The organism is Melioribacteraceae bacterium (assembly GCA_019638015.1).
Classification (GTDB): Bacteria; Bacteroidota; Ignavibacteria; order Ignavibacteriales; family Melioribacteraceae; genus JAHBUP01.
In genome coordinates this window covers 3,771,117-3,787,005 of sequence record JAHBUP010000001.1, presented here as the reverse complement: position 1 = coordinate 3,787,005, position 15,889 = coordinate 3,771,117, and the positions used below count along the sequence as shown (strand labels likewise).

At 35.2% G+C, this 15,889-nt stretch carries 14 protein-coding genes; 9 read left to right on the top strand and 5 right to left on the bottom strand.

What is annotated here, in order from left to right; translation table 11 throughout:
• The gene (gene alr, locus KF816_16230) at positions 1-1,152 is read left to right on the top strand and encodes an alanine racemase (protein MBX3009571.1); all 1,152 of its coding nucleotides are present in this window, start codon (positions 1-3) and stop codon (positions 1,150-1,152) included.
• 59 nt (positions 1,153-1,211) lie between these two features.
• On the opposite strand, the gene KF816_16225 is transcribed toward alr, so the two are convergent.
• The 5 genes from KF816_16225 to KF816_16205 all read right to left on the bottom strand — a co-directional run bounded on the left by KF816_16225 (position 1,212) and on the right by KF816_16205 (position 6,263).
• Positions 1,212-1,502 carry a hypothetical protein gene (locus KF816_16225; GenBank protein ID MBX3009570.1) on the bottom strand — a complete coding sequence of 97 codons (291 nt, stop codon included), beginning with the start codon at positions 1,500-1,502 and terminating at the stop codon, positions 1,212-1,214.
• A 132-nt stretch (positions 1,503-1,634) separates the two neighbouring features.
• A complete protein-coding gene (locus KF816_16220; protein ID MBX3009569.1) occupies positions 1,635-3,437 on the bottom strand; it encodes a hypothetical protein in 1,803 nt (600 codons plus the stop codon).
• 364 nt (positions 3,438-3,801) lie between these two features.
• Positions 3,802-4,239, bottom strand: a complete 438-nt coding sequence (locus KF816_16215) for a nucleoside deaminase (protein MBX3009568.1) — start codon at positions 4,237-4,239, stop codon at positions 3,802-3,804.
• Positions 4,240-4,241: 2 nt separating this feature from the next.
• On the bottom strand, positions 4,242-4,910 hold the full coding sequence (gene can / locus KF816_16210; GenBank protein ID MBX3009567.1) for a carbonate dehydratase: 669 nt from the start codon (positions 4,908-4,910) through the stop codon (positions 4,242-4,244).
• 9 nt (positions 4,911-4,919) lie between these two features.
• Positions 4,920-6,263: a response regulator SirA gene (locus tag KF816_16205; GenBank protein ID MBX3009566.1), complete on the bottom strand. Its 1,344-nt coding sequence runs from the start codon at positions 6,261-6,263 to the stop codon at positions 4,920-4,922.
• A gap of 163 nt (positions 6,264-6,426) precedes the next feature.
• On the opposite strand from KF816_16205, the gene argC reads away from it, so the two are divergent.
• The 8 genes from argC (at position 6,427) to rpmH (ending at position 15,888) form a co-directional block, all read left to right on the top strand.
• Positions 6,427-7,467 carry an N-acetyl-gamma-glutamyl-phosphate reductase gene (argC, locus tag KF816_16200; GenBank protein ID MBX3009565.1) on the top strand — a complete coding sequence of 347 codons (1,041 nt, stop codon included), beginning with the start codon at positions 6,427-6,429 and terminating at the stop codon, positions 7,465-7,467.
• Entirely contained in the window at positions 7,449-8,669 is a 1,221-nt protein-coding gene (argJ, locus tag KF816_16195) for a bifunctional glutamate N-acetyltransferase/amino-acid acetyltransferase ArgJ (protein ID MBX3009564.1), read from the top strand. The genes argC and argJ overlap by 19 nt, the downstream gene beginning before the upstream one ends.
• Complete coding sequence (argB, locus tag KF816_16190) at positions 8,666-9,514, top strand: acetylglutamate kinase (GenBank protein ID MBX3009563.1); 849 nt, start codon at positions 8,666-8,668, stop codon at positions 9,512-9,514. Before argJ ends, argB begins: the two co-directional genes overlap by 4 nt.
• An 18-nt stretch (positions 9,515-9,532) precedes the next feature.
• Positions 9,533-9,994: an arginine repressor gene (argR, locus tag KF816_16185; GenBank protein ID MBX3009562.1), complete on the top strand. Its 462-nt coding sequence runs from the start codon at positions 9,533-9,535 to the stop codon at positions 9,992-9,994.
• Complete coding sequence (locus tag KF816_16180) at positions 9,994-11,214, top strand: argininosuccinate synthase (GenBank protein ID MBX3009561.1); 1,221 nt, start codon at positions 9,994-9,996, stop codon at positions 11,212-11,214. The genes argR and KF816_16180 overlap by 1 nt, the downstream gene beginning before the upstream one ends.
• Before the next feature lie 218 nt (positions 11,215-11,432).
• Complete coding sequence (locus tag KF816_16175) at positions 11,433-12,836, top strand: DUF342 domain-containing protein (GenBank protein ID MBX3009560.1); 1,404 nt, start codon at positions 11,433-11,435, stop codon at positions 12,834-12,836.
• A 131-nt stretch (positions 12,837-12,967) separates the two neighbouring features.
• On the top strand, positions 12,968-15,385 hold the full coding sequence (locus KF816_16170) for a TonB-dependent receptor (GenBank protein MBX3009559.1): 2,418 nt from the start codon (positions 12,968-12,970) through the stop codon (positions 15,383-15,385).
• 356 nt (positions 15,386-15,741) lie between these two features.
• Positions 15,742-15,888 (top strand): 50S ribosomal protein L34, encoded by a 147-nt coding sequence (gene rpmH / locus KF816_16165; GenBank protein ID MBX3009558.1) that lies wholly within the window; start codon positions 15,742-15,744, stop codon positions 15,886-15,888.
• The last annotated feature ends 1 nt before the right edge of the window (position 15,889 follow it).

The following is a 15,889-nucleotide window of genomic DNA, read 5'->3' as shown; positions in this document are numbered from 1 at the left end:
ATGAATGAATTATCGAACCAGCCAACAATAAGTATTGATGAAATTATCCGCCCAACACATTTGGTCATTAACCTTACAACTTTAAAAGAGAATTTTAATAAAATAAGCTCATTCGTCGCACCTGCCAAGGTTATGCCAATTTTAAAGGCAAATGCATATGGACACGGTTTGGTTAGAGTTGCTCAACTAATGCAGGAATTAAATGCCGCAAGTCTTGGAGTTGCAGTCCTTGAAGAAGGAATCCTTTTACGCCAACGCGGGATTACTATCCCAATATTAGTTCTTGGCGGAATACTTGGTAATCAAATACCTTTATTTCTTAAACACGATCTTTCAATAACCGCATCCTCAATTGACAAATTAAAACAGATTGATGAAGCGGCGGGTATTATAAATATTAAGGCAAAAGTACATTTAAAGATTGATACTGGAATGGAGCGGCTTGGTGTTCATTATTATAGCGCAGAAAAATTTATTGAAGCGAGTTTAAAATATAGAAATGTAATTGTTGAAGGTATCTATTCTCATTTCGCTAATGCTGATAAAGCAGATGCGTCATATTCCAAACTTCAACTTGAAAGATTCGATGAGGTATTATCATACTATGATAAAATATCTCTTCCTGCCCCAATAAAACATATTTCGAATTCAGGAGGAATTGTTCAGCTTTCAGAAGCAAACCTGGATTTGGTACGCCCAGGTATTATGCTTTATGGTGTTATGCCATCTAACGAGGTGAATAATATTTTGGGGGTAATTCCGGCATTAACTTGGAAATCACACGTGGTTTATTTTAAAGTTATTAAACCAAATCATCCGGTTGGGTATGGATCTACGTGGCAGACCGATCATAATGTTAGGGCAGTTACAATTCCGGTTGGATACGGGGATGGATATTTTAGAAGCATGAGTCACAAGGCAAAGGTATTGCTTCGTGGGGTAAAATATCCTGTAGTTGGTTCAATATCGATGGATCAAATAGTCGTTAATATTGAGAGTGGGACTGCGTATAATAATGACGAAGTAATACTAATAGGTAAAGATGGAAACAATCTAATTTCAGTTGAGGAATTAGCTGATTGGGCAAATACAATTCCTTATGAAATCCTTACCAACATAAATACGAGAGTTCCGAGATTATATACTGAATAAAAAACAGGTACAAAATCAACTTTGATTTTATCTGTTGGTGCTTCACTTCTAGCTTTATTTCACTCTTCTTTTTTCTTTCTAAAGAGAGAGAGTCCGCCGAAACCGCTGATAATGGAAGCATAAAAACCTAAATCGTACCACCATCCGGTGTTATAAATTTCGTAAATACGAACTTCACTTTCAAAGAAACCAACAATTAATGAAATTGGAGCAATCCACCCATGCCATACACCAGTAAAAAAACCAGCCGGATTATTTTCGCTAGAGTTACCTGACCCCGGCATGCATGCTTGTAGTGCGAAATTGATTAATACGAGTAGTAAAACATTGAAAAGCTTTTTGTTTTTCATTGTTCAGCCATCTTTTTCTTATAAGAATTAATGCAATTTAGTAATGAAAAACATAATAATATAATCTTTGTGAGAAAATCGTCAGAATGAATTTCTATATTCAAATTCTTTTCTTGAGATATGAAATTATTATCACGCCGAGACAAAAGAAAAGGAGTGTAATTTTTGTTCAAGTAAATCCAATTCTTCTCTAATAGATTTGCGAACTTTATCGCTCTCCTCAATTATCTCGGGAATTAAATTTTGATAATACTTAATTCCTTCCGCAAGGTTTTTGTGGAATGTTAAAATAAACTCATCCTTATGAGCAGTAACGTTTCTAACCTTTTCGTCAATCTTATTTTCTAGATAATTTATATAAAGCGAAAGTTCTTTAATAAATAAATTTGGACGGTTAGAATGAGTAATCAAATTAACACGCCCATAAATATGATCAACCATTTCTTTCAATGTTGCAACTTTCGAGAAATACGCGAGGTTTGGTCCGGGACATACAGATACCGCCAAACTTTGCTTTACCATTTCTATCTTCTTTACTATTAAAGCGGTAGAAGTTAATCCTTCACATAAACATGCTTTTTCAATAGCATTATCATAAATTCCTTGATAACTCTCAGCTTCATCCGGATCTTCTTTTAAATTATCCACCTTCTTATTATAAGTTAAGGATGCTGTACAAATTGGTTTATCAGTATAATCCCTATTAGATACTAAAAACTTTTTAGGACAGGGACTGCCTGGTTTTCCTTCATCAATTCTTGCTTGCTTTTCATTATCCTTGCTGTTCCCCCTTAAATTATTAAAAGGTACTCCGAGCGGTGATACATTACTTAAATAATAATCATCTTCCTTTGCGTTACAAATAAGCTGCAATGTATAGTCGTCAATATTCATTACTTCAGGAACTAAAAGAAAAGGACTTCCCCAGCCAACAGAATCAACTCCATAATGCCTCAGCAAAAAGTCGTGTTCCGATTTTTTACCAACTCCTCCCTGCACAGTAATTTTAATATTCAACATTAAATCATTGATTAAAATCTCTTTTCGGAGAAGTGATTGAGTATATATCTCTCTTAAACTCTCAAACAGTTCGTTTTTCCTGGTTTTAAATTCCTCAAGAATAGGGCCTAGTAGATAACCATCAGTCGCAAAAGCATGTCCACCGCAGTTCAAACCAGATTCAACTCTAAACTCCGATACCCATATTCCTTTTTTTGCTAAAAACTTTCCCTGAATTAGCGCCGAACGGAAATCGCTCACCTTAATCACAACCCGTTTCTTAAATTTTGAATTTCCATCAGGATAAAATGCCTCCAACGATTCGAGATAGCTATAAAGACGAGGATTCATTCCCGCAGAAAATATTATTGAGCTGTCGAGTGTACTGTTTGCATAGCCACGTAATGCAGAATGAGCGTCGTTATATTGCACCGACAATTCATTATTAGATTTATCATAATTAGTTTTATCAAGCTTGGTCATAATATTAACATCAATAGAACCAGGTGTTATCATAGGTCGAAGCATACGCTGGGCTTCATCCTTCTCGGATAAATTATTTGTAGCCAGCATTAAATTATATTTTTTCTTAAGTATTGAGTACTCGGGGAGCATTTCAAAATATTTACTTATCTCGGTTCCTTTTTCGAAGGGAGAGTTTTTGAGATCAGCAAAACTGTATTCAACTATTTTGTCAACCATATTTAGATAAGCTGTAATTCTTCTGGCTCTCGAATCCTCCTCGTTGGCTTTTATCTGTATGTATTCTTGATTGTTTAATTCAAGATAATATTTTCGAAGGAGTTCCATAAGTCCATCATCAATAATTGAAATGACTGAAGAAATCCCATATTTAGCTACCTTTATTGGAGCATCCACCGAATAGGCAACGCCTAAAACCGGAATGTGAAACGAGTGACCTAAGAAATTTTTCATATATTCTTTATAACACAAATGAGAAAATCATCTATTTGATAGAATACTGTTGCGAGCAAAAAGATGGTGGGTTGTGCTTATATTTCCTTTCAGAGAATGTATTGATGATATTTTTATTACTGGCTTATTCTTTAATAAGCCAAATACAAATTACAAAAATTTTGGGGTAATTCATCCTATACTTAAAGTGTGAATCTTTTGATTTGTAATTCATTATTTCAACACTAATTCAAGTATTAATTAATAATTATTGATAAAGTAAATATTCGGTATTCTATATCAAGTTTGGAAGACGAAAGTATGATCAAGATATCCAGCTGCGACTTCTGGCTAATTTTCAATTAATAACTCTTATTTAGTTTTCCTAGACTCCAATATCTTCATTCCACAAGGCTGGGTTATCTTTTATAAAGTATGTCATTAGTTCAATGCAATTTTCATTTTGAAGAACTTCTACTTCAACACCACGTGATTTTAAAAGTTCTTCCTCGCCCATAAAAGTTTTATTTTCACCGATTATTACTTTTGGAATTCCGTAAAGTAAAATTGCACCGCTACACATTGGGCAGGGGGAAAGAGTAGTATAAAGGATACATTCTTTGTAAACAGAAGCTGGTTGTCTTCCCGCATTTTCAAATGCATCCATTTCGCCATGAAGGATAACGCTTCCGCTCTGAACACGCCGATTATGTCCGCGCCCAATTATTTCTCCCTTATAAACAATTACTGAACCAATAGGTATTCCTCCTTCATTCAAACCATTTACAGCTTCATCAATTGCAGCCTGCATAAATATGTCCATAATCATTCCTCTCTATTTAAAAAAGTTTCATACGAAGAACTCACAGCAATAGAATGGGCGTCATTTATTTCACTTTTATCTGAAACACATATACCTAGGTCATTTAGGAGTCCATCATGTAATCCATAAATCCACCCATGAACCGTAAGGGTTTTTCCTCTTTCCCAAGCATCCTGAACGACTGTTGTTTGGCAAACATTAATTGCCTGCTCAATCACATTTAATTCACAGAGTAAATTTATCTGATTTTGTTTATTTACTCCCTTATTAATCAAATTTTTATGCTTTTCCTGAATATCACGAATATGCATGAACCAGTTATCAACCAATCCATGTCTCTCATTTCTAAATGCAGCTTCAACGCCGCCGCATCCGTAGTGTCCACACACAATTATATGTTTAATGTTTAATACATCAACTGCATATTGAATTACAGAGAGGCAGTTGAGATCTGTGTAAACAACAACATTAGCAACATTTCGGTGAACAAACAACTCACCCGGAAGTAAATTAACAATCTGGTTAGCGGGCACCCGGCTGTCCGAACAGCCAATCCATAAATATTCGGGATTTTGCTGATCAATCAATTTTTCAAAAAATAGTGGGTCTTGTGCTCTAACAGAATTTGACCACTCTCTATTATTCTTGAAAATATTTAACAGTTTATTCATGTTGTTTTATCAATGATAATGCAAAGTGCTTCCGCCAATAAATTCCCTCAGCACAGAATCTCCAGGAATTGGAGAATCATCCTCAACCGGTTCAATTGCTTTTAGCATTTCCATAGTACGTTTAGCCCTAATAAATGCATCTTCTCTTAGAGGATTCCCCTCATACTTTTTAGTCCACTCTTCAAAATAAATTAACAGTTTAGGTCTGTATATTGGCATTTCGTATGCCATCGATGTATTTACTATATAATCGGCGCTATTACAATATGGAAGAATTGTTCTTTTTTCTGAAGAACGAACATAGTGCCAATGAAGTAAGGTTTGCTCCGGATTATATGCCCGATGTACAGAATCTCGAAGCATGCGTCGGATTAATCTTAAATCTGTCCAGCGAATATATTCGCCATGTGGTTGTTTCATTTGAAGAAGCGGCTCAAGGTATAATTTGAATTTTTGAGATGCCGGAATTTCTTTGCTGAATTCAGGATATAAGCCATGCAGACTATCAATCAACAATACTTCATTTTCCTTTATTTGCAGAGGTGATTGTTCTAAGTGTCTTTTCCCGGTTTTGAAATCATAATAAGGAATTTTAACAAGTTCGCCGGCGGCTAGTTTTTTTAAGTGATCATTAATCATTTCGAGATCGAGAGCTTGCGGAGTTTCAAAATCATAATCACCAAATTCATCTTTTGGGTGGAGTTCGAGATCAAAAAAGTAGTGGTCAACAACAAGCGGAACGAAGCTCATTCCCATTTTTTTAAGCCGTTGTTCCAGTTTTAATGTTGTGGTAGTTTTTCCTGAAGATGAGGGTCCGCTCACCATCACCATTTTTAGTTCGTTACTTCTTTCTTTAATAAGTTCCGCTCCCAAATCTAATTGAGCTTCATAAGCAGTTTCGGATTCATGCACGATTTGTGCAAATTCCCCCTTTTTAATTCTCTCGTTCAGGAGTTCTGTTTTATGAAGATCGTGAGATACAGCCCAATCGAGAGAGCGCCATACTTTTCCCCAGGGGATATACTCGGATGGTTTAGAAAAGTGGCGGTAATCTTCGGCCCTTCTTCTTGCGGCTTCTTCTCTGTATAAAATAAATTCTTTGGCAACTTTGGCATGTCCCTGTTCTATTAATACTTTTTCCACGATATCCTGAATTTCTTCAACGTGAGGTTTGTACCCATCATCAAATTTTTCATTCATCATATCAATTACTTTATGTGACAGTTCTTCAGCCCTTTCTTTATCTCTACCGCCGACAGCTACGGCGGCTCTATAAATAACATTAGAAATTCTTTCGGTATTAAATGGAACAACCGCTCCGCTCCGCTTAATTACAAATTTGAACTTGCTCACAAATACTCCAGTAATTTTTACACAAAATTAAATGAAAATTTGGTTTATAACACAATTTATAAGTTTTGATAGGATTACTGAGATGAGATAATAAAATAAGACAAAATTATTCTCTTGGATATTTATGCATAATAATGTATAATTATTCCCTCAATTTTGGAAAATGCGTAAAATGATTAAAGTTGGTATAGTTGGAGCCGCAGGTTATTCAGGGTCTGAATTGATTAAAATTCTCCTAAATCATTCAGAAACTGAAATTGTAAAACTCTTCGGGCATTCAACTGTTGGTAGCAGAATTGAAAATGTTCACTCAAATCTGCGTGGAATAATCTCACATGAAATTGAATTATTTGAAGAATCAAAACTTACCGGACTCGATATTGTATTTGTAGCTCTTCCGTCCGGGCAATCGATGGAAATTATTGCAAAAATTTACAATGCTGGAATTAAGGTTATTGATCTTGGTGGAGATTTTAGACTTGACGATACAACCATCTATAAAAAATATTACAAGCATGAACACACAGCTCCTGAACTATTGAAATATGCCGTTTATGGATTAAGTGAATGGAATTCAAAACTAATAGAGAGTGCTCGGTTAGTGGCAAACCCGGGGTGTTATCCGACAAGTGTTCTTTTACCGTTACTTCCACTAATTAGGGAAAATATACTTGCTGATGAATTAATCAGTATAGTGTCTTACAGCGGAACTAGCGGTGCGGGAAAATCACTCTCCTCGAACATGCTTTTCAGTGAAGTTAATGAAAGTGTTCGAGCTTATAAAGTTGGCACTCATCAGCACATCCCTGAAATTGATAAATACATAAATGATATTGGGAAGAAAAAAGCTTCCTTCTCATTTATTCCGCATCTGCTTCCTGTAACACGTGGAATATACACAACTATTCATGCAAAATTAAACTCGGGTAATAATTTTCAAACTATAAAGAATATTTATTCAAAATATTATTCGGATAAAATGTTCATAAGATTATCAGAACAAAATGTACCGGAACTAAAAGATGTCAATTACACGAATTTCTGCGATATAAGCTGGTCGGTTCTTGATGACGATACTTTAGTACTAATATCTGCCATTGATAATTTAATAAAAGGTGCCGCCGGGCAAGCGGTTCAAAACATGAACATTATGTTCGGATTAATGCAAAATGAAGGTATAATGAAATGGAAATTGAATCAATAATGGAAACCTCAGTAAAAAAGGGAATAACCGCTCCAAAAGGATTTAAATCCGCAGGTATTCATTGCGGTATTAAAAAAATGAAAAAAGATTTAGCTCTAATTGTTTCAGATTTTCCAGCAACAGCAGCCGGAATTTTTACACTTAATAAGGTGCAGGCAGCGCCTGTGATTGTTTGCAAGGAGTACTTGGCTAAAACTCCAAAATTTCGCGCAATATTATGCAACAGCGGAAATGCAAATGCTTGCACAGGTTTACAAGGATATAATGATGCAATTACAATGAGTGAAGCAACTGCAAGAGTGCTAGGAGTTTCTGCGAGAGAAGTTTTTGTATCTTCCACTGGAGTTATCGGTGAAAATTTACCGATGGATAAAATTATAAGTGGAATACCACAAGTTTATGAAACTCTGAGCGATGATGATAACTTAACAGCCGCCGAAGCAATTTTAACAACCGATACTTTTATAAAATCCTATTCTACAACTTTTGAAATACTTGGTAAGCAAGTTAGCATTGGAGGAATTTCGAAAGGTTCGGGAATGATTCACCCTAATATGGCTACAATGCTTGCATTTTTAACTACGGATGCCGCAATTGAAAATACTGTTCTTCAAACCCTTTTAAAAAATACATGCGATAAAACTTTTAACAGAATAGTTGTTGATGGTGACACCAGCACTAATGATATGGTACTAATATTAGCTAATGGAGCTTCCGAAGTAGAAATAAGCGAAGGAAGCAATGAATATCAAATTTTTGAAAACCATCTTTATGAGCTTCTAAAAAAATTATCTATTGATATTGTAAAAGATGGAGAGGGCGCTACAAAGTTAGTTGAAATTACAGTTGAAGGCGCATTAACAGAAACAGATGCAGAAAAGGCTGCCAGAACAGTTGCTCTCTCACCTTTAGTAAAAACTGCTATTCACGGGGAGGATGCTAATTGGGGAAGAATACTCGCAGCAGTAGGTTATTCAGGTATTAATTTCAATCCGGATGATTTCCAAATCTATATTAATGGAATAAAAATTCTCGATAAAAATTATAATGTTATGCTCTCTATTCCTGAAGCTAATGCAACCCTCAAGTCAGATAAAATTTTTTTAGATCTAAAAATAAATGCAGGAACCGGAAGCGCCACCGTTTGGACTTGCGATTTCTCGGAAGAGTATGTTAAAATTAATGGGAGCTATAGATCATGACAGCCCCTTCATACAGAAAAGAAGATGTGTTAATAGAAGCGCTTCCATTTATTCAACAGTTTGAGCATACAACTTTTGTGATTAAATATGGCGGTGCAATTATGACCGAAGAAAATTTAAAAGCAATGGTTGCTCAAGATGTAACTCTTCTTCGTAAAATTGGAATTGAAGTAGTTGTAGTTCATGGAGGTGGCAAAGAAATTACTAATCTCGCAGATAAATTAAGTATAGATACAAAATTTGTAAATGGACAGAGATATACAGATGAGGATATGCGCGACGTTGTTCAAATGGTTCTGGCAGGTTCAATAAATAAAGATATTGTTAGAAGAATAAATATTCATGGCGGACGGGCAGTAGGCATAAGTGGAATTGACGCGAACACAGTTCAAGTTAAACAAATTAATGAAGAACTTGGACTTGTTGGCGAAGTTAAAAATATAAATACAACACTTATAAGAAATTTGTTAAATGATGGATTCCTTCCGGTAATTGCTCCCATTGGCGTTGATGACCTTGGAACAATATATAATGTTAATGCGGATATAGCCGCCGGTCCAATCGCTGCTTCGCTAAACGCGACAAAGCTTGTATTTGTTACAGATATTGAAGGTGTAAAGGATAATCAAGGAAATTTAATTTCACATTTAACTCAATCGGAAGCTCAAGAGATGATATCAAATGGCATCATTAGTGGTGGTATGATTCCAAAAGTTGAATCGGCTCTCGCAGCCTTAGATTCCGGAGTACAAAAGATTCATATAATTGATGGACGTGTCCCCCATGCATTACTACTCGAAATATTTACTCAAGAGGGAATAGGTACAGAAATAGTATCCGAATAAAAATAAACAAGAGGAATTATGAGCAAGAAATTGGAAGAAATTCAAAAACGGCATGGGCTAATTAAAAACTTGATTTCATCATTGGAAATTTCAAATCAAGCTGAGCTTCAAAAATTATTAGAGCAGAAGGGAGTGGAGGTTACGCAAGCTACATTGTCGCGTGATTTAACAGAATTGGGGATCGCCAGAGTTCCTTCGCCAAGTGGTCATATTTATAGAATAAGCGCTGTAGGAAATGAAGCCACATTAAAATTTCATATTGCCGATGAGGTTTTATCAATCTCTTCAAATGAAACATTAATTGTTATTAAAACTTTTCCTGGAAGAGCACAAGGTGTAGCCCTCTACCTTGATAAACAAAATAACAGTGCAATTATGGGTACGATTGCTGGCGATGATACGATAATTGCAATCCCTCACTCAATTAAAAAAATTAACAAAGCAATCGAAGAATTAAAAACAATATTAGGAATGAAGTAATGGCTAAAAACAAAATTGTAGTAGCGTATTCCGGCGGACTTGATACATCTATCATGGTTCATTGGTTAAAAAATAATTACGATGCTGAAATAATTACAATTACAGGAAACTTAGGACAGAAAAAAGATTTAATTGGGCTTGAATCGAAAGCACTAAAAAGCGGAGCTTCTAAAGTTTATATTCAAGATTTAAGAAAAGAATTTTTGGAGGATTTTGTTTTCCCCGCACTAAAAGCCGGCGCAATGTACGAAGAAGCCTATCCAATGGCATGTTCTATTGGCAGACCACTATTAGCAAAGGCACTCGTTGAGGTTGCGAAGAAAGAGGGAGCAAATATGATTGCTCACGGTTGTACCGGAAAAGGAAATGACCAAGTTCGATTTGAAGTGACCGCCGCGGCACTGGCTCCAGATCTAATTAACTTAGCACCGTTACGAATGTGGGAATTTAAAAGCCGTGAAGAAGAAATTGATTATGCCGCAAAACATAATATCCCGGTTTCTGTTACAAAAGAAAATCCCTATTCAATTGATGAAAATATTTGGGGAATTGCTATTGAATGCGGTGTGTTGGAAGACCCTATGATGGAACCACCAGCTGATGCTTATCAAATAACTGTATCTCCCGAAGAAGCTCCCAACAAAGTTGAAGAAGTGACTCTTGAATTTGTTAAAGGAATACCGGTTTCATTAAATGGAAAAGAGACGGACTGCGTTTCGTTAGTTGATGAGCTCAATACAATTGGCGCAAGAAATGCTGTAGGTAGAATAGATATGATTGAAAACAGATTGGTGGGAATAAAATCAAGAGAAGTTTATGAAGCACCTGCCGCTACAATTATTCATTTTGCTCATGTAGAATTGGAAAGACTCACTCTCGATAAATCGGTTGCTCATTATAAATCATTAGTGGCACGCGAGTATTCTAACCTAATATATAATGGGCTCTGGTACACTCCTCTGAGAGAAGCGCTTCAAGCGTTTGTTGATAAAACCCAAGAAAATGTTACCGGAATGGTTAAACTAAAACTCTATAAAGGAAATGTAACAATATCGGCGAGAACTTCCCCGTATTCATTATATGATCCGGAGCTTGCCACTTATACCGCAGCTGATCAATTTGATCATACAGCTGCCGAAGGGTTTATTAAAATATATGGTCTTCCCTATAAAACCATTAATCGAGTTATGCAAAAAGCCGATGAAACAGTAAAAGTTTAATCTTCCAATTGTTGGTTATGAAAGGGAGTCATGTCTTATTTATAAGGCATGACTTTTTTATTCCAACTCCTACAAATTAAAGCTAAATTCAAAGATTTTTGAAACTATATGATCTCAAACCTTAAGTTCGACTCAATAATTCCGATAATATAATCTAAAAGGAGTTTATATAGTTTTTTGCTATATTAAATTAGTGTTAATTATTAAACCAATGCCATATGTCGGACGAAGTTAAAAATATTTCAAAGACCGCAAAGGTGGAAATTCTTGAAAAAAGAATGAAGGCTAATATTGTCTTAAAAGATTCTGAGCCTGATCAAGCAATTCCATTAACAATGGCTTATTTAAAAAGTCTGCTTGATACCGCCGATATAAAATATGGGATAATTGAAGAGGCATTAAATAAAATTGTCAATGGTGAAGTTGATGAGGAAAGAGTTCTTGTTGCTGAAGGTAAACCTCCTAAAGTAGGTGAGAATGGATATCTTGAATATTATTTCCCCACTGAAAAATCTTTAAAACCTCAAATTAGGGAAGATGGACACGTAGACTACAAAGAGGTAAATTTAGTTCATAGTGTCGAAAAAGATGCTCCTTTATTAAGAAGAATTCCGGCTGCACTTGGTGAGTCGGGGACTGATATTCATGGAAATTTGTTACCCGGGATTAGGGGTAAAGAAGCAGATTTAGTAGCCGGTTCGGGTACATATAGAGATCAGAATGATGCTCAGCTAATAAAATCTACTATTGAAGGGGTTGTACTTTTTGATTCCAGGACAAGTACAATTGAAGTGCAAAAACTTTTCATGGTGCATGGTTCGGTCGATTATTCCACCGGAAATATTCATGTTAAAAGTGCCGTTGAGATAAAAGAGGATGTTAAACCGGGATTCTCAGTAGAAACTCCATATAATATTGATGTTAGAGGCGCGGTCGAAAATGCAAATATTAATTGTGGCGGAACCCTTAGAGTTAAGGATGGAATTAAAGGGGAAGGAAAAGCACTAATAAAAGTGGGTGAGGATTTACATACAAGTTATATAGCCAACGAAAATGTTAAATGTGGAGGGTGTATTTATGTGCAGAATGAAATACGAAATTCCAATCTGGAATGTGAAGATGAAATTACAATAGTCAAAACCAATGGTGTAATTTTCGGAGGCAGATTAACAGCTACTAATAAAATTATAGCCGCAACAATTGGCAATACATACAATGTTGTTACTGAAATTGAGGTAGGAATTGTTATGAAATACCGAGAACAATTTTTAAAAAAGAAAGCGGAAAAAGCTGAAACTTTTCGGCAAATGGAAGAGCTGAAAAAGAAAATTTCTGAAATAGCCCAAAAGCCGGACGGCAAAGCAAAAAATTTACAGTTGCTCACTATCAAAGATATTTGGCAAAGAAATGTCAGTCAACTTCAAAAATTGGAAAAAGAAGTTAAGGAAATTGAAGAAGCTTATTATAATGTAGATAAACCTGTAGTGGTTGTTTCTAAAACTGTTTATCCGGGAACAATTATTACTATAAAGGGCAAATCATTCGAAGTAAAAGAAGAATTAAACCGTGCTGTTTTTAGTCTGGTTGATAATGCTGTAGCTTATAAAGCCGCTAAAGGATAAAACTGTAATCATTCTCCAAACTCAATTCAATCCCCACAAATAATAAATCTACTTATTTAGGGTAATAATTTATTCACTTAAAAACTTTCACCATCAACTTCCGTCTTATCTCACAAAAAAATGGAGATGTGATGAGACATCTATTACTATTAACTATGTTGCTAATATCATGTTCCGCATTCGGATTTAATGGAGATGCTAAAAAGTCAACATTAAAGGGGCTAATACTTGACTCCAAAACCAACGCTCCGGTTGAATACGCAAATGTTGTTCTTAAGCATTCTTCCGATTCCTCATTTGTTAATGGAACTGTAAGCGGAAACACCGGTGAATTTATACTCACGAACCTTAATAAAGGTGAGTACTACTTAGTTGTAAGTTATATCGGTTATGATAAAACGAATATAACCGGCATTATTATTAAAGATGGAGAAAATGAGAAAAGTGTTGGAACTATTAAACTTTCACAAAAAGCGGTAGAAATTGAAGCCGCACAAGTTGTGGGTGAAAAGTATAGCGAGGAATTCATGCTCGATAAAAAAGTTATCAACGTTTCCCAAAACATTAATAATTCCGGCGGTACCGCGCTTGATGTGCTTCAAAATCAGCCTTCAGTTTCAGTAGACGCTGAAGGTAATATTTCAATTAGAGGTAGTTCTAATTTTACGGTTTTGGTTAATGGCAGACCTTCGGTTTTGCAGGGTAATGATGCGCTCAGACAAATTGCCGCAAATACTATTGATAACATAGAAATAATTTCGAACCCTTCCGCAAAGTATGATGCTGAAGGCACATCGGGAATAATTAATATAATACTGAAGAAGGATGTCGCGAGTTCATTGAGTGGTATTGCAAATGGAAGTGTGGGAAGCAGAGATAAATACAATGGCGATTTTACATTTGGTTATAACCTTATTTCAACCCGGTTAAATGGAAATGCTAGCGCTAGAAGATATTCCAATTTAATGGATCAGGAAGTTGATATCTTTTCTAATGCCGGTTCCTCTCCTGTTAATAATGGAGGATTTCTGAAAAGAAGAGATGTCCGTGATCAGTTCGATGGAAGATTTGGCATTGAACAGGATTTATCAGAAAACAGTATGCTCTCCATTTCCGGCAATGCGGGAAGAGTAGATTTTAACAGGAATTATGATTGGTATATTAATCAAAATACAAATGGAGCTAAATTATATTCTCTTATAAATAATAAAGTGGGCCTATCAGCTAAATATTTTAATTCTACTTTATACTATAACTGGAAGATTGAACCGAAAATTGATGAGATTAGCTTAGAAGCGATTTACACTAATGTTAATTTACCCAGCACACAATTAACAGATGAATTTAAAACGGATGATCGGTTTAAGGTAAAAGAATCAAATCCAAAACTTGCTACATTTATAAATAATGTTAACCGTAATGAGGGAAGAATTAAACTGGACTACACACATAACTTCGATCCGAAAATTATTCTTGAAGCCGGATTGCAAACAAATATTTCAATTAGAAATATCGATAACTCAAATACAATTTATGATTGGGTAGAGCTGGGATGGAAAACTGATCCGGTTTATACCAATAAATTAGATTTTAAAAACAATGTTTATTCGAGTTATGTAAAATATTCGAACTCCTTTTATGATATTGGATTTCAATTAGGGTTACGTGCTGAATATACCGATAGATTAATGACTCAGATAAGTATGGCAAAAGATTATAAGTATGAGAAATTGCATCTTTTCCCGAGCGGGAGTATCTCAACTAAATTATTTGGCGATCATCTGTTTCAATTAAGTTATAGCCGTCGAATTAATCGTCCCCACGAAAATTTGCTTAATCCATATCCTTTCTGGAATACATCATACGCCATAATTTATGGCAATCCAGATTTAAAACCAGAATTTATCAATTCATTTGAACTGAATTATCAGAAACAGATCGCAAGCGTTTTCCTATCAGTTCAAACTTATTTTAGAGAGCAGAACGATATGATTGCCGAGGCTGAAGATGTTGATGCAACTGGTAAGTATATCTCATATTTCAGCAATTTTGCCAGTTCAAAAACTTATGGTGCTGAGATCTCGGCTAGCTATTCCCCAGCAGTATTTTTAAGATTTGACCCGGCAGTTAATTTATATAACAATGATTTATCGGGAAGTTTTGGTGATAAAATAATTAACTCTGAGAAATTTACATGGAATGCAAGGTTGAATGCCAATATCTTTTTCTCAAAAGATACTCGATTTATGATTACCGGTTTTTATGCAGGCAGGCAACAAGACCCACAATCAGAAATTGAACCAATGCTCTTTCTGAATCTTACACTCAGACAGGATTTATTCGATAAAAAGTTGAGTTTAACCCTTCAGGCCAGAAACCTATTAAATACTTCAAATTATGACTATACAACATTTGGCTCTAATTTCAGTAGTAGAATGCTGGTTAAGCCAGAAAAACAAATTGTTACACTCAATATCAGCTATAATTTTAATTCATATAAAAGAACAGAAAAAAATAATGAAGGGGTTGATATAAATGTTGGCCCATAATAATCAATGAATTAATGAATGATTCAATTTGGGAAAGCATCTTAAAATGATGCAAACCTAAAACTTTAAAGCCTCTTTTTAGAACAAAAAGAGGCTTTTTTGTTGGCACATCGATTGTTTATATAGTACCAAATAATACATCTTCAAAATGAGAAAGCAGTAACCCTCAAAAAGCTTTCTGGATGGCGGCGGTGATTTTAGTTAAAGGTACTTCGGCTGGGCCTTTAGCGAAAAATCCCGCCCTTTCGTTTTTAAAGGATTCTGCGATTTATGGGGGAGCAAATCTTGGTTATGTTAACGTAAATGTTTAATTTTGCAAACTTTCAAAAGATTATTAGGTAAAAAGAGGTTATAAAATGAAACGTACTTTTCAGCCAAGCAACAGAAAAAGAAAAAACAAGCATGGCTTCAGAGAAAGAATGGCAACTAAGAACGGACGTAAAGTTCTTTCACGCCGCAGAGCTAAAGGGAGAAAAAGTTTAACAGTAAGCGACGAACGTTAAC

Coding starts and splice junctions, on each gene's coding strand:
- KF816_16215 (MBX3009568.1), bottom strand. CDS start 4,239: ATGGACATATTTATGCAGGCTGCAATTGATGAAGCTGTAAATGGTTTG.
- KF816_16180 (MBX3009561.1), top strand. CDS start 9,994: ATGGCTAAAAACAAAATTGTAGTAGCGTATTCCGGCGGACTTGATACA.
- alr (MBX3009571.1), top strand. CDS start 1: ATGAATGAATTATCGAACCAGCCAACAATAAGTATTGATGAAATTATC.
- argR (MBX3009562.1), top strand. CDS start 9,533: ATGAGCAAGAAATTGGAAGAAATTCAAAAACGGCATGGGCTAATTAAA.
- argC (MBX3009565.1), top strand. CDS start 6,427: ATGCGTAAAATGATTAAAGTTGGTATAGTTGGAGCCGCAGGTTATTCA.
- rpmH (MBX3009558.1), top strand. CDS start 15,742: ATGAAACGTACTTTTCAGCCAAGCAACAGAAAAAGAAAAAACAAGCAT.
- KF816_16220 (MBX3009569.1), bottom strand. CDS start 3,437: ATGAAAAATTTCTTAGGTCACTCGTTTCACATTCCGGTTTTAGGCGTT.
- argJ (MBX3009564.1), top strand. CDS start 7,449: ATGGAAATTGAATCAATAATGGAAACCTCAGTAAAAAAGGGAATAACC.
- KF816_16225 (MBX3009570.1), bottom strand. CDS start 1,502: ATGAAAAACAAAAAGCTTTTCAATGTTTTACTACTCGTATTAATCAAT.
- KF816_16170 (MBX3009559.1), top strand. CDS start 12,968: ATGAGACATCTATTACTATTAACTATGTTGCTAATATCATGTTCCGCA.
- KF816_16175 (MBX3009560.1), top strand. CDS start 11,433: ATGTCGGACGAAGTTAAAAATATTTCAAAGACCGCAAAGGTGGAAATT.
- argB (MBX3009563.1), top strand. CDS start 8,666: ATGACAGCCCCTTCATACAGAAAAGAAGATGTGTTAATAGAAGCGCTT.
- can (MBX3009567.1), bottom strand. CDS start 4,910: ATGAATAAACTGTTAAATATTTTCAAGAATAATAGAGAGTGGTCAAAT.